The 22,462-nt window shown below is 43.9% G+C and carries 21 protein-coding genes; 7 read left to right on the top strand and 14 right to left on the bottom strand.

Annotation, left to right across the window (positions count from 1 at the left end; genetic code table 11):
- The first annotated feature begins 36 nt into the window (after positions 1-36).
- From ACO05V_RS02380 to ACO05V_RS02360, 5 genes are all read left to right on the top strand, one after another.
- Positions 37-2,298 (top strand): ABC transporter permease subunit, encoded by a 2,262-nt coding sequence (locus ACO05V_RS02380; RefSeq protein ID WP_421847128.1) that lies wholly within the window; start codon positions 37-39, stop codon positions 2,296-2,298.
- Between the two features lie 11 nt (positions 2,299-2,309).
- Positions 2,310-4,010, top strand: a complete 1,701-nt coding sequence (gene pstA / locus ACO05V_RS02375; RefSeq protein WP_421847126.1) for a phosphate ABC transporter permease PstA — start codon at positions 2,310-2,312, stop codon at positions 4,008-4,010.
- A gap of 20 nt (positions 4,011-4,030) precedes the next feature.
- Positions 4,031-4,861: a phosphate ABC transporter ATP-binding protein PstB gene (gene pstB, locus ACO05V_RS02370; protein WP_421847124.1), complete on the top strand. Its 831-nt coding sequence runs from the start codon at positions 4,031-4,033 to the stop codon at positions 4,859-4,861.
- A 14-nt stretch (positions 4,862-4,875) separates the two neighbouring features.
- Positions 4,876-5,592 carry a phosphate signaling complex protein PhoU gene (gene phoU / locus ACO05V_RS02365; RefSeq protein ID WP_421847122.1) on the top strand — a complete coding sequence of 239 codons (717 nt, stop codon included), beginning with the start codon at positions 4,876-4,878 and terminating at the stop codon, positions 5,590-5,592.
- Positions 5,593-5,723: 131 nt separating this feature from the next.
- The gene (locus ACO05V_RS02360; protein ID WP_421847120.1) at positions 5,724-6,224 is read left to right on the top strand and encodes a GAF domain-containing protein; all 501 of its coding nucleotides are present in this window, start codon (positions 5,724-5,726) and stop codon (positions 6,222-6,224) included.
- A gap of 12 nt (positions 6,225-6,236) precedes the next feature.
- On the opposite strand, the gene ACO05V_RS02355 is transcribed toward ACO05V_RS02360, so the two are convergent.
- The 8 genes from ACO05V_RS02355 to ACO05V_RS02320 all read right to left on the bottom strand — a co-directional run bounded on the left by ACO05V_RS02355 (position 6,237) and on the right by ACO05V_RS02320 (position 14,724).
- Positions 6,237-6,572, bottom strand: coding sequence for an Hpt domain-containing protein (locus ACO05V_RS02355; protein WP_421847118.1), 336 nt, complete (start codon positions 6,570-6,572; stop codon positions 6,237-6,239).
- Positions 6,569-8,389, bottom strand: a complete 1,821-nt coding sequence (locus ACO05V_RS02350; RefSeq protein WP_421847116.1) for an ATP-binding protein — start codon at positions 8,387-8,389, stop codon at positions 6,569-6,571. Before ACO05V_RS02350 ends, ACO05V_RS02355 begins: the two co-directional genes overlap by 4 nt.
- Position 8,390: 1 nt before the next feature.
- Positions 8,391-8,918, bottom strand: coding sequence for a molybdopterin-dependent oxidoreductase (locus ACO05V_RS02345; protein WP_421847114.1), 528 nt, complete (start codon positions 8,916-8,918; stop codon positions 8,391-8,393).
- Between the two features lie 185 nt (positions 8,919-9,103).
- Positions 9,104-10,105 carry a murein tripeptide/oligopeptide ABC transporter ATP binding protein OppF gene (oppF, locus tag ACO05V_RS02340; RefSeq protein ID WP_421847112.1) on the bottom strand — a complete coding sequence of 334 codons (1,002 nt, stop codon included), beginning with the start codon at positions 10,103-10,105 and terminating at the stop codon, positions 9,104-9,106.
- A complete protein-coding gene (locus ACO05V_RS02335; RefSeq protein ID WP_421847110.1) occupies positions 10,105-11,094 on the bottom strand; it encodes an ABC transporter ATP-binding protein in 990 nt (329 codons plus the stop codon). The genes oppF and ACO05V_RS02335 overlap by 1 nt, the downstream gene beginning before the upstream one ends.
- 9 nt (positions 11,095-11,103) lie before the next feature.
- A complete protein-coding gene (gene oppC / locus ACO05V_RS02330) occupies positions 11,104-12,030 on the bottom strand; it encodes an oligopeptide ABC transporter permease OppC (RefSeq protein ID WP_421847108.1) in 927 nt (308 codons plus the stop codon).
- 12 nt (positions 12,031-12,042) lie between these two features.
- Positions 12,043-12,963 carry an oligopeptide ABC transporter permease OppB gene (gene oppB, locus ACO05V_RS02325; RefSeq protein WP_421847106.1) on the bottom strand — a complete coding sequence of 307 codons (921 nt, stop codon included), beginning with the start codon at positions 12,961-12,963 and terminating at the stop codon, positions 12,043-12,045.
- Between the two features lie 150 nt (positions 12,964-13,113).
- On the bottom strand, positions 13,114-14,724 hold the full coding sequence (locus ACO05V_RS02320; RefSeq protein ID WP_421847104.1) for a peptide ABC transporter substrate-binding protein: 1,611 nt from the start codon (positions 14,722-14,724) through the stop codon (positions 13,114-13,116).
- 321 nt (positions 14,725-15,045) lie between these two features.
- Here ACO05V_RS02320 and cysZ point away from each other — a divergent pair, with 321 nt between their 5' ends.
- The gene (gene cysZ / locus ACO05V_RS02315; RefSeq protein WP_421847102.1) at positions 15,046-15,825 is read left to right on the top strand and encodes a sulfate transporter CysZ; all 780 of its coding nucleotides are present in this window, start codon (positions 15,046-15,048) and stop codon (positions 15,823-15,825) included.
- Entirely contained in the window at positions 15,825-16,667 is an 843-nt protein-coding gene (locus ACO05V_RS02310) for a response regulator (RefSeq protein WP_421847100.1), read from the top strand. Before cysZ ends, ACO05V_RS02310 begins: the two co-directional genes overlap by 1 nt.
- Before the next feature lie 99 nt (positions 16,668-16,766).
- Here ACO05V_RS02310 and phoR read toward each other — a convergent pair whose 3' ends face one another.
- The 6 genes from phoR to ACO05V_RS02280 form a co-directional block, all read right to left on the bottom strand.
- Complete coding sequence (phoR, locus tag ACO05V_RS02305; RefSeq protein WP_421847098.1) at positions 16,767-18,113, bottom strand: phosphate regulon sensor histidine kinase PhoR; 1,347 nt, start codon at positions 18,111-18,113, stop codon at positions 16,767-16,769.
- A complete protein-coding gene (phoB, locus tag ACO05V_RS02300; RefSeq protein WP_421847096.1) occupies positions 18,110-18,805 on the bottom strand; it encodes a phosphate regulon transcriptional regulator PhoB in 696 nt (231 codons plus the stop codon). The genes phoR and phoB overlap by 4 nt, the downstream gene beginning before the upstream one ends.
- Before the next feature lie 84 nt (positions 18,806-18,889).
- Positions 18,890-19,744: a 4-hydroxybenzoate octaprenyltransferase gene (ubiA, locus tag ACO05V_RS02295; RefSeq protein ID WP_421847092.1), complete on the bottom strand. Its 855-nt coding sequence runs from the start codon at positions 19,742-19,744 to the stop codon at positions 18,890-18,892.
- Positions 19,741-20,301: a chorismate--pyruvate lyase family protein gene (locus ACO05V_RS02290; protein ID WP_421847090.1), complete on the bottom strand. Its 561-nt coding sequence runs from the start codon at positions 20,299-20,301 to the stop codon at positions 19,741-19,743. Before ACO05V_RS02290 ends, ubiA begins: the two co-directional genes overlap by 4 nt.
- Before the next feature lie 6 nt (positions 20,302-20,307).
- Positions 20,308-21,576 (bottom strand): HDOD domain-containing protein, encoded by a 1,269-nt coding sequence (locus tag ACO05V_RS02285; RefSeq protein ID WP_421847088.1) that lies wholly within the window; start codon positions 21,574-21,576, stop codon positions 20,308-20,310.
- Between the two features lie 95 nt (positions 21,577-21,671).
- Positions 21,672-22,451 carry an amino acid ABC transporter ATP-binding protein gene (locus ACO05V_RS02280; RefSeq protein ID WP_421847086.1) on the bottom strand — a complete coding sequence of 260 codons (780 nt, stop codon included), beginning with the start codon at positions 22,449-22,451 and terminating at the stop codon, positions 21,672-21,674.
- Between the last annotated feature and the right edge of the window lie 11 nt (positions 22,452-22,462).

The following is a 22,462-nucleotide window of genomic DNA, read 5'->3' as shown; positions in this document are numbered from 1 at the left end:
CACAATAGAAACGTCACACAACAAAGATGAATGCGGATGACTAAATCAACTGACCATCAGATGCCTGAACTGGACTTTAATACGCCAGCTTTAAAGCGTCATCGTAAAATTCGCGCCCTGAAAGACCGTATGGCTGGAATGGGTATTGCTGTTGGAGGTAGCAGTGTTATTTTGGCTGTGCTTCTAATCTGCTTCTATTTACTTTATGAAGTGGCGCCATTGTTTTCTAGCGCCAGTATCGAACCTGAGGCAAGCTATACGTTGCCAGCAAAGGACCAGGGTGAAAGTCTCTACCTAACGACAGAAGAACAAGCTGAAGTCGGTATGCGAGTAGCGAGTAATGGTAGTATCGTTTTCTTCTCTGTTGCTGATGGCAGCGTGATCGACACAGTTAAAAATCTTCGTACTGAAAAAGTCACTGCTTTTGCTGTTGAATCTGATACCAGCCATCTAATGGCGTTTGGTTATGAAGACGGTAAAGCGCTGATTGTAAAACACGACTACAAAATTTCTTACCCTGGCGGTGAGCGTAAAATCACTCCAGTGGTTGAATATCCTTATGGTGAAGAGCCTGTTGATGTGGCGAATTTCGCTATTAAGAAGTTAGCGCTTCGTGATGGCAGCGACAGCTTAACGATGGCGGCGATTGGTGATTCGAGCAGTGCTATTACTAAGGTATCGAAAGAAGCTAACTTTATCACTGGCGAAGTTGAGCTGAGCGAGCAAAGTGAGCCATTACCTTTCGTGTCTGATGTGGCCAGTATGCTACTGAGTGGTGATCAGCGTTATCTATATGTGGCGACGCGTTCTGGTGCCATGAGTGAATTTGATCTGCGAGATTTCGATAATATTGAACTCAAAGATGAAATGTCTCTGTTCAACGATACCAATACCAAACTTGTTTCGATGACGTATCTATTGGGTAAGTCTTCTATCATGGTGGCGGATTCTTCTGGTCGAGTGAGCCAATGGTTCAACGTGCGTAACGACCAAACCAATGAAGAAAAACTCACTTTTATTCGCGATGTTAAACAACCTGTTGCTTTAGTTGATTTGGCAATGGAACAACGCCGTAAAGGTTTTGCAACGCTTGATGAACGCGGTTTGGTGGCGATTTACAATGCGACTTCGACTCGCCAAGTCCTGAACGAAAAGCTGAGCGATGACAATGCTCGACTCATAAGCTTTGCGCCACGGGCAAACGGTTTGTTGCTGGAAGACAACAAAGGCGTACACTTCTTCCATGTAGACAACGAACACCCAGAAGTCTCTTGGTCGTCTTTGTGGGGCAAAGTCTGGTACGAAGGTTATCAAGAACCGACTTATACTTGGCAGTCTTCTGCGGCGAACAATGACTTCGAGCCGAAATACAGCCTGATGCCATTGGCATTTGGTACTTTAAAAGCTGCGTTTTACGCCATGTTGATGGCCGTGCCATTGGCGATTTGTGGCGCTATCTATACAGCTTATTTCATGGCGCCTGCATTGCGTCGTAAGATCAAACCTGTGATCGAATTGATGGAAGCCTTGCCGACGGTAATTTTGGGCTTCTTAGCCGGTTTGTTCTTTGCACCTTTCTTAGAAGAAAACCTAGCGGCGACGTTCAGTATTTTCGTCGTTCTGCCGGTTGGCATTCTATTATTTGCTTATATTTGGTCGCGTTTACCTCAGCAAATTCGCTGGTTAGTGCCTGAAGGTTGGCAGCCATTGCTGCTTATTCCAGTCATTGTATTCTTAGCTTGGTTCTGTTTGGCGATGAGTCCAATCATCGAGTTGAACTTCTTTGGTGGTAATATTCGTGGCTGGATTACTCATGATCTTGGTATCACCTTTGACCAACGTAACGCGCTGGTGGTGGGCTTTGCCATGGGCTTTGCGGTTATTCCGACCATCTTCTCTATTACCGAAGATGCCATCTTTAGTGTGCCGAAAGCCTTAACTCAAGGTTCATTGGCGTTGGGTGCGACGTACTGGCAAACCATGACTCGAGTAGTACTGCCTACGGCGAGCCCTGGTATTTTCTCGGCGATCATGATCGGTATGGGTCGTGCCGTTGGTGAAACCATGATCGTATTGATGGCAACGGGTAATACGCCAATTATGGATTTCAATATCTTTGAAGGTATGCGGACTCTAGCGGCCAACTTGGCGGTAGAAGTACCAGAGTCTGAGGTGGGTAGTTCTCACTATCGTATCTTGTTCTTAGCGGCGTTTGTGCTCTTTATCTTCACCTTTGTAGTGAACACAATCGCTGAAACCGTGCGTCAGCACCTACGCAAAAAATACGGGTCGCTATAATGAGTACTCAAATGAAAATGAAGAAAAAGTCCGTATCTGAATGGGTCAAATCTGGTGATCCATGGGTGTGGCTAAATGCTGGCGCGGTGGCGATTTCTGTCATCATGGTCGTGGGTTTGTTACTGCTGATTGCTGTGCGTGGTTTAGGGCATTTTTGGCCTGCGGATGTGGTAGAAACACATTACGCTTTGCCAGGTGAATCTGAATACAATCTTGTTGCTGAACGTGTTGAAAGTGTGGAAGTGCCAGCGGCTCAGTTACGAGAAGCGGGCATCGACATCCCAGATCGTCATCAACTGATGCAACGTACTTTGATGAAAACTGGTAACCGCGATGTTTATGGTTCGGATTTTCGTTGGGTAATCGACGAATATCTAACGGATTCTAAGCGTCCAGAAATGCTATTCACCGCTGAGCGTCGTGAATGGGGTAACTTATATGGCTACCTTAAAGCCGTGAAAGAAGATGGCAAAATTGTTTCTGAAACCACTGATCTGACGCCAACTGATTCGGCTATGGCAACTTGGAATACCTTTGAGAAAAGCATCGAACGTGCTTCGGCCATTTTCGATGAGATCCATGAAATTGAGAAAAAAGACATTGGTAAGATCAACTACGCACTTGAGCGTATTCGTCTTGAACAGCGTCGTTTAGAACTAGAAAACAAATTGACCCCGGCGGCAGAGGCAGATCTTGCTGCAGAACGTGGTCAATACGATGAAGAGTACAAAGGCCTTCAGCAAAGCTTGATTGACCTTTATGCCAAAATCAACCGCGATACTTTTGTTGTACAAGTGATGGACGGCTCTGTGCATGAAATGCCAGTGGCGAAAATCGTACATGCTTACCGTGCTAACGCGATGAACGTTGGTCAGAAGATGAGTTTCTACTTTACTAAATTGTGGGAGTTCTTATCGGACGAGCCTCGTGAAGCCAATACAGAAGGCGGTGTGTTTCCAGCCATTTTCGGTACGGTGATGATGGTTCTATTGATGACGGTTCTGGTAACGCCATTTGGTGTGGTTGCCGCGGTTTATCTTCGTGAATATGCGTCACAAGGTTGGGTGACTCGTATTATTCGTATCGCGGTAAACAATCTAGCGGGTGTACCTTCTATCGTTTACGGTGTGTTTGGTTTAGGGTTCTTTATTTACTTCTTAGGCTCCGGTATTGACCAAGCGTTCTTCCCAGAAGCCTTACCATCACCAACCTTTGGTACCGGTGGTTTGATGTGGGCGTCTATTACGCTAGCGTTATTGACCGTGCCTGTGGTGATTGTGGCAACCGAAGAAGGCTTGTCGCGTATTCCTCGTAATGTTCGTGAAGGCAGCTTGGCACTGGGTGCGACGAAAGCCGAAACCTTATGGCGCGTTGTATTGCCAATGGCAAGTCCAGCAATTATGACTGGGGTTATCTTGGCTGTGGCACGTGCAGCGGGCGAAGTGGCTCCATTGATGTTGGTTGGTGTAGTGAAATTGGCGCCATCATTGCCATTGGATGGGAATTATCCTTACATCCACTTGGATCAAAAATTCATGCACTTAGGTTTCCATATTTATGACGTTGGTTTCCAAAGTCCGAACGTTGAAGCGGCACGACCACTTGTGTACGCAACCGCTTTATTGCTTGTGGTGGTTATTGCTTTGCTAAACTTATCAGCAGTAACGATTCGAAATCATTTACGTGAAAAATACAAATCGCTGGAAATGTAAGCGGCGGAGAAGAGATTATTATGAGCGACGTTAAAACACACTCAATTGATATTTCAGCAATGCAGCGTAGCCAACAGGCGTTGCGCATTGAAGAAGAAACAGTTTGTCTAGCCGTAAACGACTTGCATCTTTATTACGGTGAAAAAGAAGCGCTGAAAGGCGTTAACATGGTCATTCCAGAGAAAAAGGTAACGGCGTTTATCGGACCTTCTGGCTGTGGTAAATCAACGCTATTGCGTTGTTTTAACCGCATGAATGATTTGGTAGATGGTTGCCGTATTACGGGTGAACTTAACCTACGTGATGAGAACATCTATGCGAAAGGCACAGATGTGGCTGAGCTACGTCGTCGCGTTGGTATGGTATTTCAGAAGCCAAACCCGTTCCCAAAAAGCATTTACGAAAACGTCGCTTACGGCCTTCGTATTCAAGGCATTAATAAAAAGCGTCTGCTTGATGAAACGGTTGAATGGGCACTTCGCTCTGCGGCTTTGTGGGACGAAGTAAAAGACCGTCTACACGAAAGCGCTTTGGGTATGTCGGGTGGTCAGCAGCAGCGTTTAGTTATCGCTCGTACGGTTGCAGTAAAACCGGAAGTATTATTGTTGGATGAGCCTGCATCAGCGTTGGATCCTATTTCAACCTTGAAGATCGAAGAACTGATTCATGAGTTGAAAAACGAGTTCACCATTGCGATTGTGACACACAACATGCAGCAAGCAGCTCGAGTATCTGATTACACAGCGTTTATGTACATGGGTGATTTGATTGAGTTTGGCGATACGAACACCTTGTTCACTAATCCAAGCAAACAACAAACAGAAGACTACATCACGGGCCGCTACGGCTAGGCGGAGGACGCATTATGAAAGAATTAACAACGGATCATATTTCTCAGCAGTTTAACAACGAGCTGGAATTGCTTCGCCAACACTTTTTGACCATGGGTGGTGTTGTTGAAAACCAAGTGCAAGACGCAATTCAAGCTTTGCTTGATGCTAATGGTTCTTTGGCGGAAGACGTGAAAAACCAAGACGCGACGGTGAATCAGCTAGATGGTTTGATTGATGAAGAGTGCCGCCGTATTTTGGCAAAACGCCAACCTGCGGCATCTGATTTGCGTATGATTTTGTCGATCAGTAAAGCAGTAAGTGAGCTTGAGCGTATTGGGGACGAAGCGAAGAAAATCGCTAACCTGACATTGAATCTGATTAATGAAGGTGAATCTCCTCGTGGTTATGTTGAGATCAACCGCATCGGTCAAATGGTGTCTCGTATGATTCATGACTCTTTAGACGCCTATGCTCGATTAGATATTGAAGCGGCTATCAAGGTAGCGAAGCAAGATCGTACTGTGGATCAAGAATACAACACGGCGATGCGCTCTTTGGTGACTTACATGATGGAAGATCCACGCAGTATTTCTCGTGTGATTAACGTGATTTGGGTATTGCGTTCCTTAGAGCGCATTGGCGATCATGCTCGTCATACCTGCCAGCATTTAATCTTCATGGTGAAAGGTGTTGATGTTCGTCACGTGAATGTGAATGATCTTACTGGGGAAGTTGGTTCTAAGAACTAAGCCTCATATTCAATCTCTTGGTGATATGAAATCTATTCATCCGCCAAGAGGTTGATTCTCTTATTATTTCCTCCCTGTCGTTTTCACTCTTTGTTATTATCGTTTTTTTGCTTTATTTGGTGTGAAATTCGATGTTTACCATAGAAACCCACTCTACAGATTCTGTTGAAGAGTCTTATCAAGCGTTGAATGCTCAACTAGCCGCTTTGCTCAGTGGAGAGCGTGATTTTATTTGTAATGCTGCGCAGTTTTCAGCCTTTGTGATGCAAACCGTGACGGATTTAAATTGGTCGGGTTTTTATTTCGCTCGCGGTGAGGCGTTGGTGCTTGGGCCGTATGTCGGCAAAGTGGCGTGTACTCGTATCCCATTTGGTCGCGGTGTGTGCGGCAAGGCGGCGATTACTTTACAGACCCAACGTATTGAAGATGTGCATGCCTTTGATGGTCATATCGCCTGTGATGCGGCGTCGGCAAGTGAAGTTGTCATTCCTGTTGTCGTCGACGGCAAGCTGGTCGCGGTGTTTGATATGGACAGTCCAAAGGTCGGTCGTTTTTCTGAGATTGACCAAGCAGGCTTGGAATCTTTTGTGGCGACTTTTATTGAAGCCACAGACTTTAGCTGGTCAATCTAACTTTAGATCTGTTTAATTGGAAAAGTACATCTCAAGTTCTTTGAGGGATGCTTTATGAATGGTTGGCTGGTCATCAATGATGGCTTGCATACCTTGATTGTTTTGCTGTGTCGCGGCTTCTTCAATCAACTGACATTGTTTAGCAAACATCTGCATCGCCATGTTTAAGCTTGCGGACTTGAGCGAATGACTCACGTGCCTCAATTCCTTATAGTCTCTGTTGTCCCAAGCCTTTAATAGCAAAGCTATTTTCTCATTGCTGTCATCAACAAATTCTAAGCGTATATGGTTAATTGTCTCTTTTCCTAGTAGTTTAATCAGAGAGTCTAGGTGTGCGTGATCAATCATTTTTCTGTGCCTTTTGAGGAAAATAGCCCGGCAATAAGCGGTTCTAGTTGGCTTTGAGTTAATGGAGAGCTTATTGGAATAATAGGATATTCTGCGTGAATTATGGCCTGAGAGTTATAGCCAAGTACAGGACAAGACTTGGCTTTCCATTGCTGCAGTGCGTCATAGCCGTCGCGTTCGAATTTAGGCGTATTACCTAAAATAACAAGGTCGCAGTCTTTATATTCTTGCATGCTACCGTCTTTTGAGATAAACGAATCGATATTAAACGCTGCCAGCTGCAAACTAATAATTTTAGCTAGGTGCACGTCTGTTTCAATGATTAATGCTTGCGTCTGGTCTGGGCATTGAAAGCTTGGTGGTTTTATTATTTCGTCACTGCTTGGGCTATGCGTTGGTATGTGGAAAGGTATGTCTACCCAATACTCACAGCCTTGTTGTGGGGCACAGGAAAAATGTAGCTCGCCTTCCATTAGATAAACCAATTTATGACATAACGCCAAACTCAAGCCTACTTTGCTGGGCAGAGGCCCTTCTTGTTGCATTGGGAGAGATGGGTTGATTCTTAGATGTTGTTGTAATTCATTTGGCATGCCTAGCCCTGTGTCTCTGATGGCTATTTGTAAAATTCTCGTTTCTTGTGTGTCGGTCGCTAGTGTTATTTGAGGTGCATTTAGCGATGAGGGTCTAATCTGTAAGCTGATACTACCGGATGGCGTATGAGTAATGGCATTTTGCAGCAGCGCAACGATGATTTCTTTGGTTCTGATAAAGTCTAGGCTGATGTATTTAGGCAAAAGGGGGTCAATATAGACGATGCTCTGCAAATTTTTGCGCGTCATCTGAGGCTCAAAAATAGCGAGGTAACTCTCAATACTATTTTGTAGATGTTCGGTGGTTGGAATAAGTGTTAGCTTTTGGGCATCAATAAGCGCGAAATCAGAGAGCATTTCGATGGTTTGCAACAGTTGTTGGCCTGACTCTTCAATATGCTTTGTAAGTTCTTTTGTGTCACTTTGCGATGTTGTGTTGTTTAACGTTTTAGCCGTTCCTAGAATGGCATTAATAGGGGAACGTATTTCTTGGTTAACAAAGGACAGCAAATCGACTTTATCCTCGTTAACCGTTTGGATGCCAAGCTTGAGATTGTTGTTGCGATTGATGACGCTTTTAAGCTCAGCCAGTCCTTTGATGGTAAAAAAACAGAAACATAACAAGCAAGCCAGCAATGCCACCGAGAGTAGTTGAATATCATCTAAGTTCTTCTGCAAGCTCCGATGTTGATTGCTTATGTATTCGTTGCTGCCTTTGTTAACGAGAGTGACAAATTCATTAATTTGATCCTCAAGACGTTGAATGCGCTCAATTAAGTCTGGTAAGTAGGACGTGTCGCCACTCTCTATTTTAGATAAATTAAAACTGAGCAGTTCCAATTCACCATTAATAATATTCAATAGTCTGGTTGTGCGTCCGTTTTCAAAGGTTCGAATCAAAGAACCCACGTCACTTTGTCTAAGCAAGTCTACTCGGCTCATTAACAAGTCATATTCAAAGAAAGCCTTACCGTTAAGAGGGAAATTACTCTCGTCCAATGCAATTAAATAATTTAGAAAGCGATATGACTGAACTTGTAACTGCAATGCATTCCATAATGAACTTTCGAATATGCGTCGACCGTTATTTTTCGAACTGTCACTTGTGTAAGTAATAATACCGAATACAGCAATGGTGACAGCGATAATAAAAGCAATGAAGCCATACAACACCCATAATTTGAACTTAAATAGCCAGTTATTACTTTGAAAAAAACGCATCATTCTATTCCGTTATCATCATTATTTTAACGCGATTCACTTGCCATATTGAACGACCATAAAACAATTCAGATTTAAGCTTTTCATGCTCGTCAAATGGATATATCACCATAATAGGACCGAGATTTCTTATGCTCATAGGCTTTCCATCTTGGTGAGTCGCGAAAATAGCGCCATTATCAACAAAGTCGCTCAGCGGAATTTCAGTCATGTATTCGTTCAGAGCGGTGATCTGTAAAAGTGTGCCTGAACTGCCTAAGCGTTGTAATAGGTCGACAGCAGAAAAACCTTGGTAAGTATGCAGTCCTTTTGCCCATGGAGTATGAGTTGCAATGGAATATTGTGGCAAGGTTCCTAACATAGCCAAATCAAAAACCAATTCTTTTTCTGGGGTTGCGGCATCTATCGCTCCTGATACAATCAGTAAAATTCTTCCTTGTGGCTGATCTGATGCGTAAGACGCCATAGAAATAACACTTAAAAACAGTAATACAAAAAGATTTAGATTTGTATAAGGAGAGTATAAACGCATAAATAAAAGCCTTAACGCTGCTAAATAACAGATTTTTTATAATAATAGATAAAAATAGCGGGCTTGCATGATTAATACTAGCGTTGAAATGAAAGAGTGGAAGATTTTAGAGACAAAGAAGCCGCTTTGAGTGCTCTGAATTGAGCAACTTCAAAACGGCTTGGGTCGTTTTTTATCTTAGTTGGTTACGCGATATCGGCTAAACGAGAACAGGCGGCTTGATGTTCATTCGATAACACTTGCAACGTTGGTTTTTGTTGCGCACAGCCTTCATTTGCATGAGGACAGCGAGTACGAAACACACAGCCAGACGGTGGGTTTATTGGAGAAGGTAAATCTCCTGTTAATAGCTGGATTTTTTTACCGCGTTCTACTTTTGGGTCTGGAACAGGAACCGCTGACATTAAGGCTTTGGTGTATGGATGCTGAGGGTTTTCGTATAGCGCGCGCTTGCTGGCTAATTCGACCGCATTGCCTAGATACATCACCAAAACACGATCAGAAATGTGCTTTACCACACTTAAATCATGAGCGATAAACACCAAAGACAAGCCCATTTCAGCCTGTAATTCTTTTAACAGGTTAACTACCTGAGCCTGGATGGACACGTCCAAAGCGGAAACTGGCTCATCACACACAACTAACTTTGGCTTAAGAATCAAGGCGCGAGCAATACCAATACGTTGGCATTGGCCACCGGAAAATTCATGGGGATAGCGGTTAATCACGTTAGGCAATAAACCTACACGATCCATGATGGCACGAACTTCGGCTTTTACCGCATCTTTCGATAACTCTGGTCGAAAGGTTCTAAGCGGTTCAGCGATGATGTCGCCTACTGTCATGCGAGGATCGAGAGACGCCAAAGGATCTTGGAAAATCATCTGCAATTCTTGACGCTTGCTGCGCATTTGCTTTTTGTCTAAGTCCGTTAGATCTTGTCCAAGCCAAACCACATTGCCTTCGGTAATCGGTACAAGGCGCAGCAAAGCGCGGGCAAGAGTGGATTTACCACAACCTGATTCGCCTACCACACCAAGCGTTTCCCCAGCGTAAATGGTTAAACTAACGCCATCCACGGCTTTTAGGGCGTGGCCTTTTTCCCATGGCCAAGCATTGTCTGATTTGATGTTGAAGTGGACTTTTAAGTTGTTCACTTCCATTAATACATTGTTTGCAGTGTTCATTAGGCGACCCATCCATCAACGGATTTATGACAAGCTCGTAGTTGACCCGGTGCAAATTCTTTTAGCTCTGGCATGCTTTCCCCACAACGATCTCTGGCAAATTCACAACGCGCTTGGAACGGACAACCAGGCGGCATATGCAGCAAGTTTGGTGGATTGCCCGGAATGGTTGAGAGCTTCTCATCATCGGCATCGAGGCGCGGAATCGCTTTTAGCAAGCCTTGTGTATATGGATGCGTAGGGCGATAAAACACGTCTTCTGCTGTGCCGTATTCCATGGTTTGTCCGGCGTACATAACCAGTACTTTGTCACATAAGCCAGCAACGACGCCGAGATCATGAGTGATCATGATGATGGACGTGTTGAAGTCGTCTTTTAACTCGTTTAGCAAGGTCAGAATTTGAGCCTGTACGGTGACGTCTAGCGCGGTGGTTGGCTCATCGGCGATCAACAGCTTAGGTTGGCACAATAAAGCCATAGCGATCATCACACGCTGTCTCATGCCGCCAGAAAATTCATGGGGATACATGTTCATGCGTTTGCGCGCTTCTGGCATCTTCACTGCGTCGAGCATTTTGACTGAGGCTTCAAACGCTTCGGCTTTGCTCATGCCTTTGTGCAGCATCAATACTTCCATTAGCTGCTTGCCGACTTTCATGTAAGGATTCAATGAGGTCATTGGATCTTGGAAAATCATCGCAATTTCTTTAGAGCGAATACGGTTCATGGCTTTTTCATTCAGGGTAAGAATGTTTTGCTCGTTAAAGCGCGCCTCCCCTTCAATAACGCCATTGCCAGCCAATAAGCCCATAAGCGCAAATGCGGTTTGGCTTTTACCAGAGCCCGATTCGCCAACGATGCCAAGGGTTTCGCCTTGCGCTAAGGTGAAGTTCAGATCATTCACCGCGGTTACAAAACCATCGGGCGTTCTGAAGTTTACTTTAAGGTTATTTACTTCTAATAAATTCTTTTTACTTGATAAGCTCATAAAGTCTCCTTAGCGGTCTTTTGGATCAAGCGCATCGCGTAAGCCATCGCCGAGGAAGTTAAAACAAAATAGCGTCACGACTAGGAAGCCAAGCGGCCAAGCCAATTGCCAAATGGCAATTTCCATGTTCTGCGCGCCTTCAGAAATCAATGCACCCCAGCTGGTCATGGGCTCTTGCACGCCAAGGCCTAAGAAGCTGATAAAAGACTCTAACAAGATCATATTCGGTACCAACAAAGTAGCGTAAACCACCACAATACCCAGTACGTTTGGCACAATATGGCGCAAGATGATTTTTGGAGTAGACACACCACAAGCGTAAGCGGCCTCGATGTATTCTTTGTTTTTCAGACTTAATGTTTGACCGCGTACAATCCGCGCCATGTCGAGCCAAGAGATCGCGCCAATGGCGACAAAGATCAAGAAGATATGGCGACCAAACAAAGTCATCAAAATGATCACAAAGAACATGAAAGGGAAAGAGTTAAGAATTTCCAAGAAACGCATCATCACACTGTCAACGCGTCCGCCGATGTAGCCTGATGTGGCACCGTAAAGCGTACCAATGACGATCGCCACGAAACTGCCCATGATGCCGACTAATAATGAGATTTGACCGCCTTGCATAGCACGAACAAAAATATCGCGGCCTAGGGTGTCGGTACCAAAGTAATGACCGTTTTCAATATTAGGTCGACCCAATACGCCAATATCAGATAACGCTTCCCAGTCGATATCGTCGTAATTCCATTGGCTGAAAAACGGGCCAAGTAGAGCAATGGCGGTAATAAGCAGCAGAATAACTAAACTGGTAACGGCCGCATGGTTAGAAAAAAAGCGACGACGAGCGTCTTGCCATAAACTGCGACCTTCGACTTCCACCACTTTTTCGGCGAACTGTTCGACGGCCTGAACTTTGTCTTTTGTAGTAATCATAATTGCGTGGCCTTAGTAGCGAATTTTTGGATCAATAACAGCGTATAAAATATCGACGATGGCATTGAATAGAATCGTTAATGTGCCGACTAGAATGGTGACGCCCATGACCATGGAATAGTCGCGATTCAATGCGCCATTGATGAAGTGCTGACCAATACCGCCCGTACCAAAATACACATCGACAATCACAGAACCTGTCACTATGCCGACGAATGCAGGACCAAGGTAGGAAACAACAGGCAGCATAGCGGGACGCAATGCATGCTGGAAAATAATGCGATATTTCGGTAAACCTTTTGCTCGCGCAGTACGAATAAAGTTGGAATGCATGGTTTCTATCATGCTGCCACGTGTAATACGCGCTATCTGAGCAATATAGCTGGTGGACATGGCAATGACAGGCATCACCAAATAGGGCCAAGCACCGCCATTCCAGCCGCCGGGCGGCAGCCAGTGATTATAAATAGAGAAAAATAGGATACACAATGGAGCTAAAACAAAGTTTGGTAACACAATGCCGAGGTTAGCAAAGCCCATGACACTGTAATCTAGCCATGAATTTTGGCGCAGTGCGGCGACAACACCACAACCAACGCCAATGAGCAGGGCGACCAAGAAAGACCAAATGCCAATTTCTGCAGAGACAGGAAAACTCTGCCCAATCAATTCATTAATGGTGAAATCTTTATAGCGAAAAGAAGGTCCAAGATCGCCTTGAAGTAAGCCACCAAGATAGTAAAAGTATTGATTAATGACCGGCTCATCTAAATGGTATTTGGCGTTAATGTTAGCCAATACTTCTGGAGGCAAAGCACGCTCACTGGTAAATGGGCTGCCTGGAGCAGAGTGCATTAAGAAAAAAGAAACCGTGATTAAAATCAACAAGGTTGGAATGGCTTCTAAAATGCGTTTTGAAATAAATGTCAGCATATAAATTACCGGATTAGGCGCTATAAATAACGGCTAATGCTAGGAACCTGTAGGGAATTCAAGAGATGCCCAGCGCTTTTGCGCTGGGCATGGTGTTAACACAAAGTACTTTTTAATTTCTAAGTACTTTTTAATCTAGAAAGCAAAGTCTTAGTGTTTGATGATGTACATATCGCGCACATAAACGTTGTCTTCTGGGTTAGGCATGTAACCGCCTAAGTAGCTTTTTACCAAACGTTTTTCTGTATATTGGTAGATAGGAGCAACGGCCATATCTTGCTCAATGGCGATTTCTTCTGCTTTGTTGTAGTTCGCGGCTGGGTGCTGCATGGTACGCGCATCGTGTAATAGCTTATCGTATTCTGCGTTGCTGTATTTACCGTCATTATTACCGTGAGTCGTAGTTAGAAGATCCAACATGGTAGAAGCTTCATTGTAGTCACCAACCCAACCTGCACGAGCTACATCAAATTGCTGATGTTTTTTCGTTTCTATGTAGGTCTTCCACTCTTGGTTTTCCAAGGTAACGTTAACACCTAAGGTTTTATTCCACATTGAAGCTATCGCAATAGCGATTTTCTTGTGGTTTTCGTTGGTGTTGTATAGCAAGCTGAAAGACAGAGGGTTACTTTTGCTGTAGCCCGCTTCTTCTAACAGCTCTTTGGCTTTTTCGTTACGCTCTTTTTGTGTCCAGGTTGCGTATTCAGGCGTTGCTGGAGAGAAGTCATTTACCACTTCTGGTGTGAATGAGTAAGCCGGAATTTCACCTGTACCTGTTACGAATTTTGTGATCACGTCACGGTCAATAGCATAAGACAAGGCTTTACGTACGCGTACATCGTTGTATGGTGCTTTTGTTATGTTGTACTGATAGTAATAGGTACCTAATTTTGGTGTAACGACAACTTCATCAGGAATGTCTCGCATTAACTGTTTAAAGTGGTCGTTTGGTAGCTCATAGCTAAGGTCCATTTGACCTGCTTGGAAGCGTTTTAACTCAGCGTTAGGCGATTCAATTGGTAAGTAGGTAACCTTGTTAATGATGGTTTTGGCGTCATTCCAGTAGTTTTTGTTACGAGTGAACACCATTTTTTCGTTGACGATCCATTCGTCCATTTTATAGGCACCGTTAGACACCATATGTTCTGGTTTAGTCCAGTCATCACCCCATTTCTCGACCACTTTTTTAGGTACTGGGAACATGGTTTGGTGAGACGTCATTTTCACAAAGTAAGGTACAGGACGCTCAAGGGATACTTGGAATGTGTGGGCGTCTAATGCTTTGACGCCAAGCGTGGAAGGATCCGCTTCGCCGGCAATGATTTTAGTTGCGTTTGTAATCGCAGGAATTTCCATGAACCATGCGTATGGAGAGGCCAATTTAGGATCTACAGCACGTGTGAAAGCGTAAACAAAGTCTTCAGCGGTTACTGGGTCGCCATTGGACCATTTAGCGTCGTCGCGTAGGTGGAAGGTGTATTGCGTGTTGTCCGCGTTTACATCGTAGCTTTTTGCCACGCCTGGAATTTGGTTGCCGTCGCCGTCTTGGTTATACAAACCTTCGAAAAGATCTTTCGAACGAATAGACGCTGGTGTGCCTTCCATTTTTTGAGGGTCCATTGTAGATGGCTCTGAGCCACCGCCACGAACGAGTTCTTGTTTAGCGGCGAGTTCTACGCCAGCCGGTACTTCTGCCGCTTGGGCTTGTAGAGCGAAAAGAGAAGTGGCCATGATGGCACTGGCGAGTAATGTCTTTTTCATTTTGATTATGTCCCTTGTTAGTTAGCTTTTATGTGCAATTTTTATAGTCAGACGCTTACCAGCACTGGTTTGTATTCGTCTTAAGGTTTCATAGTTCACCAATTTACAAAAGGTCACAATCGAAATTGCGTATCAGGTCATGCGTCTAATAAATGTAAGCTTTATAAAAGAGTGATGGAAATGGTCTGTTAGACTCTTAAAATGTTTGCACTGCGCAGTTAATTTGGTTTATTTAGCGGGTCATTAGAAAGGCTTTCTGGAGCCGCGAAAGTCGTCATGATATTCTGTGGCACTAAGACCAATTTTAAAGAAAGGTACATTGTGATTACACATCCATTTAAAGCGGCGGGGGCTTTTTTAAAAGCGTTTCCTTTGGTTCTCTCAAAAGATTTAAGGCTCTTTATATTGGCGCCTTTGTTGGCGAACTTTGTTTTGGTGGGCTTGTTGTATATGGTCGCCTTTAGTTATTTTCAGACCTTAATGGACTCCGCGATGGGGTATTTACCAGAGTGGATTTCTTTTGTGAATTGGCTGTTTTATTTGATTTTCGGCGCTGTTATTAGTGTACTTTTGTTCTATAGTTTCTCTGTCGGCGTGAATATTTTAGCGGCGCCTTTCATGGCGTTTCTAGCGGAGAAAGTAGAGGAAAAAGAAACGGGGAAAGTCTTTGATGAAACATTAACCGCGAGTGTTATTATGGCTATTATTGGTCGAAGCTTGCAGAGGGAATGTCAGAAAATATTGTATTTTTTGCCTCGTTTTATTTTACTTTTGTTATTGTCTGTTATTCCAATTGTTAATGTGATTGCACCAGTATTGTTATTATTATTTTCAGCTTGGATGTTATCCCTTCAATATATGGATTATGCTTTTGATAATAATAAGGTTAAATTTCATAATATGAGAATGGCATTGCGCTCCAAACCTTTGTTATGTTGGACGTTTGGCGGCATAGTGATGGTCGGTTTGACGATCCCTTTCTTTAATTTATTCGTTATGCCGATTGCTGTAGTCGCTGCTACGTTGTTGTGGATTTCGGTTTTTAGGTCGCAACATGGTGATTTTTCTGCCTTGTTAGATCGCACTGATGGAACTAAGTAATGTCGTTAAAAATATTGGTAGTAGATGATGCTTCTTTTACACGTGATTTGATTCGACGCACATTGCGTAAGCAGTTCCCAGCTGTCGAGATTGAAGATGCAGTGAATGGCCGTAAGGCCCAGCAAATGCTGACAAAGACGCAATTTGATATGGTGTTGTGTGATTGGGAGATGCCTGAAATGACAGGTGTTGAGCTGCTTAAATGGTGTCGAGAACAACCGAAATATAAAAAAGAAGACGTACCATTTGTGATGATCACCAGTCGTGGCGATAAGAGCCATGTGGTGGAAGCGGTACAATCGGGCGTTACTGATTATCTTGGTAAGCCGTTTTCTAGCGAACAACTGGTAAATAAAGTTATTTCAGCGGCGAAAAAGCATAACCTTGAACGCAAGTTATCCTCTCAAAAGCCGCGTGAATCCAGCGCTCCTGGCGGAGTCAGTTCCGCATCATTAGATGTATTAATGGGCGCAGGAAAATCTAATTCTGTACAAGCGACGAAGTTTACCAATCCTGATGCACCTGCTGTTTCAGTAAAGGATGTCAAAATTCCAACTATCGTACGTTTTGAAAATAAACAGTTTCGATGCATGGTGATTCAATTCAGCAAAACCGAAGCTACGATGTTTATTAAGAGCGACGATGTTGTGCCACAAGTATTAGGACAAGCTGTATTGGATCTGGAGTACAAAGGAGTAGTGAATCGCTTGAATTATTATATTCAATCCGTTGCCACCACCGAGAAAAAACATGACTCGACCTTTTTGACGGTTATCTTGAGTTTGATTGATCAGGACAGTGAGAAAGAGGCGTTTATTAGCCAATTGTTTGATAGCTTATAAAAGACCTTCGCTCGTGACTTCGTGCAAAGGTCTCTATAAGTATTTTTGGGTTTGATTTGAAGATTAAAAAAGGGAAGCGTGAGGCCATGCTTCCCTTTTTTATAATTGATCTGTTGGCGGTGTTTCGTCGATATTAAACTCTATCGCTGGAATAGTATCGTTTCTGGTTCGATTCGCTGGGAAGTGGCAAGAAAACGTACTGCCAAAACCGGGTTGGCTGCGAATTTGTAGTTTGGCGTCATGATGTAGTAGAACGTGTTTTACGATGGCTAAGCCAAGACCTGTGCCACCTGTTTTTGAACCACGTCCTTTGTCTACGCGGAAAAATCGTTCAGTCAGTCGAGGAATGTATCTTGGCTCTATGCCAATGCCTGAGTCTTTTATAGAGAAAACACCATTAAATTCACTGGACTCCCATTTTATAGTGATTTCGCCACCATCTGGTGAATATTTTATGGCGTTAAAAATAAGATTCGAAAAGGCGCTGTAGAGTTCTTTGTAAGAGCCGTACAGTCGAGATTCTTCAGGAATTTGCACGCTAATCGTATGCTTGTCCGTCAAGATGGGCGTTGTCGCATTAGTGATAGTTTTTACTAGGTCTGAGAGCTTATGCCATTGGTTCTCTTCGCGCTTGTCATTACTTTCTAAGCGAGAAAGCAGCAATAGATCTTCAATAAGTTGTTCCATCCGCTCTGATTGCTCAGACATGTTTACAATGCCTTTTTGCATACTTTTAGGCAGGCTGTCCTTGAACATGTCGAGGGTTTCTAGGTAACCTTTAATAACAGTTAGCGGAGTTTTCAGCTCATGGGAAGCGTTGGCAACAAAGTCTTTGCGCATTTGTTCTAGCAAGTGTAAACGGGTCACGTCACGGACAAAAATTAGATGGTCGTTTTTGTCGTATAGCGTGGTTTGAATCTCTAAATACACGCCGTCTTTTGCTGGGGATTTGATGACTAATGGCTCGCCAAAACGTTTTTGACTGAAGTAACGGAAAAACTCTGGGTTGCGAACAATATTGGTAATGACTTGGCCGCGATCAACCGGGCGCATTAATCCAAGAAAGTGCGCCGCCGAGTTGTTCCACCACTCCAAGTTGCCTTGGTTGTCCGCCATGATAACGCCTTCTTTTAAGGCGGTTGTGGAGCTTTCAATTCTTGTTAGAGCTTGGCGCATGCGGCGTTTAGACTTGCGCTGTTTTTTCTGTAAGCGATAAACTGCATCGAAGACATCTCCCCAAATACCGCTTGTTTCTGGTGGCGCCGCTTTTCCTGAATGGCGTAGCCAGTTATGGAATTGGTATAACTGATAAAGCTGCCAGTACAAAGAGCCTAAAACGTATAGCAACAAAACACCCAATAATTGACCTATAACTAAGCCTATTACAATGCAGGCCGCGAGCCCCGCGAGCCAAGTAATAATGGTGTTTCGCCAAACTGTTTTCATACGGACCTTTTTGCTGAGAAGCGGTAGCCAGTTCCTCGTACGGTTTGTATCAAGAAATCATGGGTGCTACCAATGGCTTTGCGTAAACGGCGTATATGGACATCAACGGTACGTTCTTCAACGTAGACATTTCCGCCCCATACTTGATCCAACAATTGCGCTCTTGAATAGGCTCGCTCTTGATGGGTCATGAGAAACTTTAATAGACGGTATTCTGTCGGTCCCATGTCTAAGGGACGGCTGCCTATGGTAACTCGTTGGCTAATTGGGTCAAGGGTCAGACCTTCGATCTCGATTGGTTCGTCAACGCCTTGAGGCGTTGCGCGACGTAACACGGCCTTTAGTCGTGCCACTAATTCGCGCGGCGAGAAAGGCTTGGTGATATAGTCATCTGCACCGACTTCTAAACCTTGAATCTTGTTGTCTTCTTCGCTTTTCGCTGTCAGCATAATGACTGGGATTTCGGCCGTCGTAGGGTCTTTTTTCAATCTACGAGTCAGCTCAATGCCACTACCGCCGGGCATCATCCAATCGACAAGAATCAGATCTGGACGGTGATCCACAATGATTTCATGGCCTTGCTGAATGTTTTCTGCTTCCAAATACTCGTAGCCCGCCATTTCAAGTGCGATAGCGATCATTTCGCGTATGGAAGATTCGTCGTCAATAATTAATACTTTTTTACCGGTCACAGGATTTATCCTCATCTCAGGAACGGTTTCATTAAAACGATCTGATGTGACAATTCTGTTACATTGTCACAACTTTGCCATATATTACATAAAATAGCTTGTAACTAGACCGATGAAAACACAGTAACCAACACGATTATTGTCTAGAAAGGAGCGAAAGCAAGCTTGTCGGTCACGTTCTTTGGCTTGTTTAAATTGTTGATAAAAGAGTCCAATGCAAACTACGAGTGATACAAAATATAGCCAATGTAATCCTGCTAGTAGACCAATCCAAGTTAATAAAGATAAGGTGAGTCCTTGCAGGCAAACGATGATGAATAAATCGTATCGGCCAAATAAGATTGCTGTAGATTTGATACCAACTTTAAGGTCGTCTGGACGATCTGTCATGGCGTAATAGGTATCGTAGGCGATAGTCCAAAAGCAGTTTGCGACAAACAGCATCCATAATTCTGGATCCGCTAAGTCTCCACCTTGTGCGCTGTAGGCCATAGGAATCGCCCAAGAGAAGGCTAAACCAAGGAAAAGCTGAGGCAGATGAGTATATCGTTTCATAAATGGGTACAGGGCAGCAAGCCCCAATCCTGCGAACGACAGTAAAATCGTTCTCATATCCGTAAATAGCACCAAGATAAAACTCAAAATCGACAAGAAGCAAAACAGCATCAGCGCTTCTTTTTCGGATACTCGACCAGAAGGTAAAGGACGGTTCTTCGTGCGTTCAACGTGGCCATCGACTTTTCTATCGGCGAAGTCATTAATAACACAACCTGCTGAACGCATGCTGAAAACACCTAAGACGAAGATCACCACTAAATGCCACTCAGGCATGCCATCGGCTGCAAGCCATAGTGCCCACAACGTTGGCCACATCAGCAAAAATGAGCCGATAGGGCGGTTGAATCGAGTTAATTCTGCGTAGTCTTTAAGTTTATTCATAACAATCCAAACGGCGTTTTTAGTTGGTTAATCTCATTAAAGAAAGCTTCATTGACCAATATTCCAGGGCCAAACTGGTGGAACACAGAGCGTCTCGCCCATAACGCGTTTGGTTGGTTTGGAAACAGGCGTTTTGGTAGCTGAGTCACCTCAATGCAGCTTCGGGAAAGCCCTTTATGTCGAAATAAGTAGCCACCCAGAGGTTTGTCTTTTAAATACTTTACTTGCCGCCAATGCCCTTTTAACGATCTGGCTGGAATAATAGAGCGGGCATAAATAACGGCTTTACCATCGATTTTGAGCAAGACAGTACGGATACGTGCTGCTTCTCTAGGGCGCAACTTTAGGCGTTTTCTTTCTCTCGCTGTTGGCGTGCTCCAAACATCGTCAAGCACATCAACCGTTAAGGTTCCTAGGCTTTTAAGTCTTGCCGTCAAAGAGTCTTGTGTGATCAGCCAAGGCCATAGTTTTTTAGGGACTTTTACCTTATTAATCTGTTGTACCGATGACCAACGATAGTCGAATTGCTGTGCAGCAGAAGAGTTCATTAACATCATAATTAACTATGCATTCATTTTGTTAATCAAAGCGACCATCTTATGTAGTTCCGCAGACTTTTGGTAAATTGTGTCTCTGCAGTTATCTGCTTCTTCTTGGGTTAACCCTATCTCTAACAGCACTGATGGTTCAATAGCTTCGCTATGGCGGAGTTTGTGTGAGACATATAATAATTTGGCTAATATGGCATGCTCTCCATAATAGTGCGGTTTTTTGCTGTAGCGAATGGCTGTCCAAATGTTGTCTGGCAAACTCCAGTAGCGTAATAACCAAGAACCTAATTGCTCCTTGGTAAAGTGCAGTATTTGCATTTCTATTAATTCAGAAGATAAGTGCGCATTAGCTTCTTGATATCGAGACAGAATCGAAAAATGTGGCGGTAAAATGGTACTAATCGCCAAATAGCCAAAATTATGTAGTAAGCCCGCAAGATAGGCGTGACCTAGTTTAGGTCGGTTTAGCCCTGACATTGTTTTAGCCAAGGATTCCATTAGTACCGCATTGGAAACTGAATCGAGCCAAAAATTTTCATAATGGCGTGGACCGTCTTCAGGCGTTTGGAAGCCATTACTCATGGAAAGCCCTAGTGCTAAGTTCATTACCATATCGAAGCCTAGGACTCGAATGATTGCATCTTCCACAGACTCTATAGAGCCAGGTGCGCCATAGTAAGGCGATGATGCCCAACTAATGACTTGAGCCGCTAAGCTAGGATCTAAAGCAATCACTTCACACAGCTCATCGGTACCCGCCGTTTTGTCTGCTGAAAGACGAATAATGCGATGAGATGACGCTGGCAAAGGAGGGATTTCTAATGTTTCTTCGATGCGTTGCTTGAGTCGAATGGATTGAAATCGTCCAAGGGCTTGAAGTATTTGTTCTTCGTCGTCTTCGTGATTGTCTACAGGGCGTTTTATGAGCTGCGTATTGATGGAGATATTTTCAAAGCGGTTCAGTGGTCCAGAAAACATCTTTTCGAGTTCTGCGGAGGTAATGTCGCGATATTGCTCATCCACCTTGGTGCGAATCGAAAACGTCGCCCCTTTTAGCATGCTGGCTTCTAGAATGGTTGTTACGCTGTTTGGCTTGATAAGTGGGTCACCTGAGCTGTGAAAGTTGCTGACTGGCTCAAAGCGACGCTTAGTAATACGGGATACAGCAGAGATATCAAGCATGTTGCTTTCAGGGAAAATAACCTGCAAACGACCAGTGTGATCAGCTAAATGCACCACCCGTAATCTTTGGTTTGGCTGAAGGTCTAAGGAAGGTTCCATACATTTTCCTGTTAAAAGTAACTGACATAAAAAGCCCCAATAAGGGGCTTTGTCAATATAACAGATTTTAAGTACTTGTTCTGAATACTAAACGATTAGTGATTCAAAATTTGACTTAGGAACATCTGGGTACGGTCGTGTTGAGGGTTGTCGAAGAACTCGTGAGGCTCGTTGGCTTCAACGATCTCGCCTGCATCCATGAAAACTACACGGTCAGCAACGGTTTTAGCGAAGCCCATTTCGTGCGTTACACACACCATGGTCATGCCTTCTTCTGCTAACTGAACCATTACGTCCAATACTTCTTTGATCATTTCAGGGTCAAGCGCTGACGTAGGCTCATCAAAAAGCATGATACGAGGCTGCATACACAAACCTCGGGCAATCGCCACACGCTGTTGCTGACCACCAGATAACTGACCTGGATATTTCAATGCTTGGTTAGCGATTTTCACTCGTTCCAAGTAATGCATAGCCATCTCTTCAGCTTCTTTCTTAGGTGTTTTACGCACCCAGATTGGCGCCAAAGTCAGGTTTTCTAAAATCGTTAAATGAGGGAACAAGTTAAAGTGTTGAAACACCATGCCCACGTCTTTACGGATCGCTTCGATGTTCTTCAAGTTATTGTTCATCTCAACGCCATCAACCAGAATCGTTCCTTTTTGGTGCTCTTCTAAACGGTTGATACAACGCGTCATCGTGGACTTACCTGAACCTGAAGGGCCACACACAACGATGCGCTCGCCTTTCTTTATGCTGAAGTTGATGTTTTTTAGTACGTGAAAATCACCATACCATTTGTTCACATCGTTAAACTCGATGATGGTTTGTTCGCCTGCCGCAAGTTGGGCACGAGCCATATTTGTATTTGTCATAATAAAGACCT

Source organism: Marinomonas sp. (assembly GCF_965225885.1).
GTDB lineage: Bacteria > Pseudomonadota > Gammaproteobacteria > Pseudomonadales > Marinomonadaceae > Marinomonas.
The sequence above is the reverse complement of the archived record's forward strand: the minus strand, read 5'-3'. Positions and strand labels throughout refer to the sequence as shown.

Excerpts from the sequence above, each read along its gene's own strand:
- pstB (WP_421847124.1), top strand. The coding sequence starts at position 4,031 with ATGAGCGACGTTAAAACACACTCAATTGATATTTCAGCAATGCAGCGT.
- ACO05V_RS02290 (WP_421847090.1), bottom strand. The coding sequence starts at position 20,301 with ATGATGTTAATGAACTCTTCTGCTGCACAGCAATTCGACTATCGTTGG.
- ACO05V_RS02355 (WP_421847118.1), bottom strand. The coding sequence starts at position 6,572 with ATGATTGATCACGCACACCTAGACTCTCTGATTAAACTACTAGGAAAA.
- ACO05V_RS02280 (WP_421847086.1), bottom strand. The coding sequence starts at position 22,451 with ATGACAAATACAAATATGGCTCGTGCCCAACTTGCGGCAGGCGAACAA.
- pstA (WP_421847126.1), top strand. The coding sequence starts at position 2,310 with ATGAAAATGAAGAAAAAGTCCGTATCTGAATGGGTCAAATCTGGTGAT.
- ACO05V_RS02335 (WP_421847110.1), bottom strand. The coding sequence starts at position 11,094 with ATGAGCTTATCAAGTAAAAAGAATTTATTAGAAGTAAATAACCTTAAA.
- phoR (WP_421847098.1), bottom strand. The coding sequence starts at position 18,113 with ATGAAAACAGTTTGGCGAAACACCATTATTACTTGGCTCGCGGGGCTC.
- ACO05V_RS02360 (WP_421847120.1), top strand. The coding sequence starts at position 5,724 with ATGTTTACCATAGAAACCCACTCTACAGATTCTGTTGAAGAGTCTTAT.
- ACO05V_RS02310 (WP_421847100.1), top strand. The coding sequence starts at position 15,825 with ATGTCGTTAAAAATATTGGTAGTAGATGATGCTTCTTTTACACGTGAT.
- oppC (WP_421847108.1), bottom strand. The coding sequence starts at position 12,030 with ATGATTACTACAAAAGACAAAGTTCAGGCCGTCGAACAGTTCGCCGAA.
- oppF (WP_421847112.1), bottom strand. The coding sequence starts at position 10,105 with ATGAACACTGCAAACAATGTATTAATGGAAGTGAACAACTTAAAAGTC.
- ACO05V_RS02380 (WP_421847128.1), top strand. The coding sequence starts at position 37 with ATGACTAAATCAACTGACCATCAGATGCCTGAACTGGACTTTAATACG.
- ACO05V_RS02350 (WP_421847116.1), bottom strand. The coding sequence starts at position 8,389 with ATGATGCGTTTTTTTCAAAGTAATAACTGGCTATTTAAGTTCAAATTA.
- ubiA (WP_421847092.1), bottom strand. The coding sequence starts at position 19,744 with ATGAATAAACTTAAAGACTACGCAGAATTAACTCGATTCAACCGCCCT.
- oppB (WP_421847106.1), bottom strand. The coding sequence starts at position 12,963 with ATGCTGACATTTATTTCAAAACGCATTTTAGAAGCCATTCCAACCTTG.
- phoU (WP_421847122.1), top strand. The coding sequence starts at position 4,876 with ATGAAAGAATTAACAACGGATCATATTTCTCAGCAGTTTAACAACGAG.
- ACO05V_RS02320 (WP_421847104.1), bottom strand. The coding sequence starts at position 14,724 with ATGAAAAAGACATTACTCGCCAGTGCCATCATGGCCACTTCTCTTTTC.
- ACO05V_RS02345 (WP_421847114.1), bottom strand. The coding sequence starts at position 8,918 with ATGCGTTTATACTCTCCTTATACAAATCTAAATCTTTTTGTATTACTG.
- ACO05V_RS02285 (WP_421847088.1), bottom strand. The coding sequence starts at position 21,576 with ATGGAACCTTCCTTAGACCTTCAGCCAAACCAAAGATTACGGGTGGTG.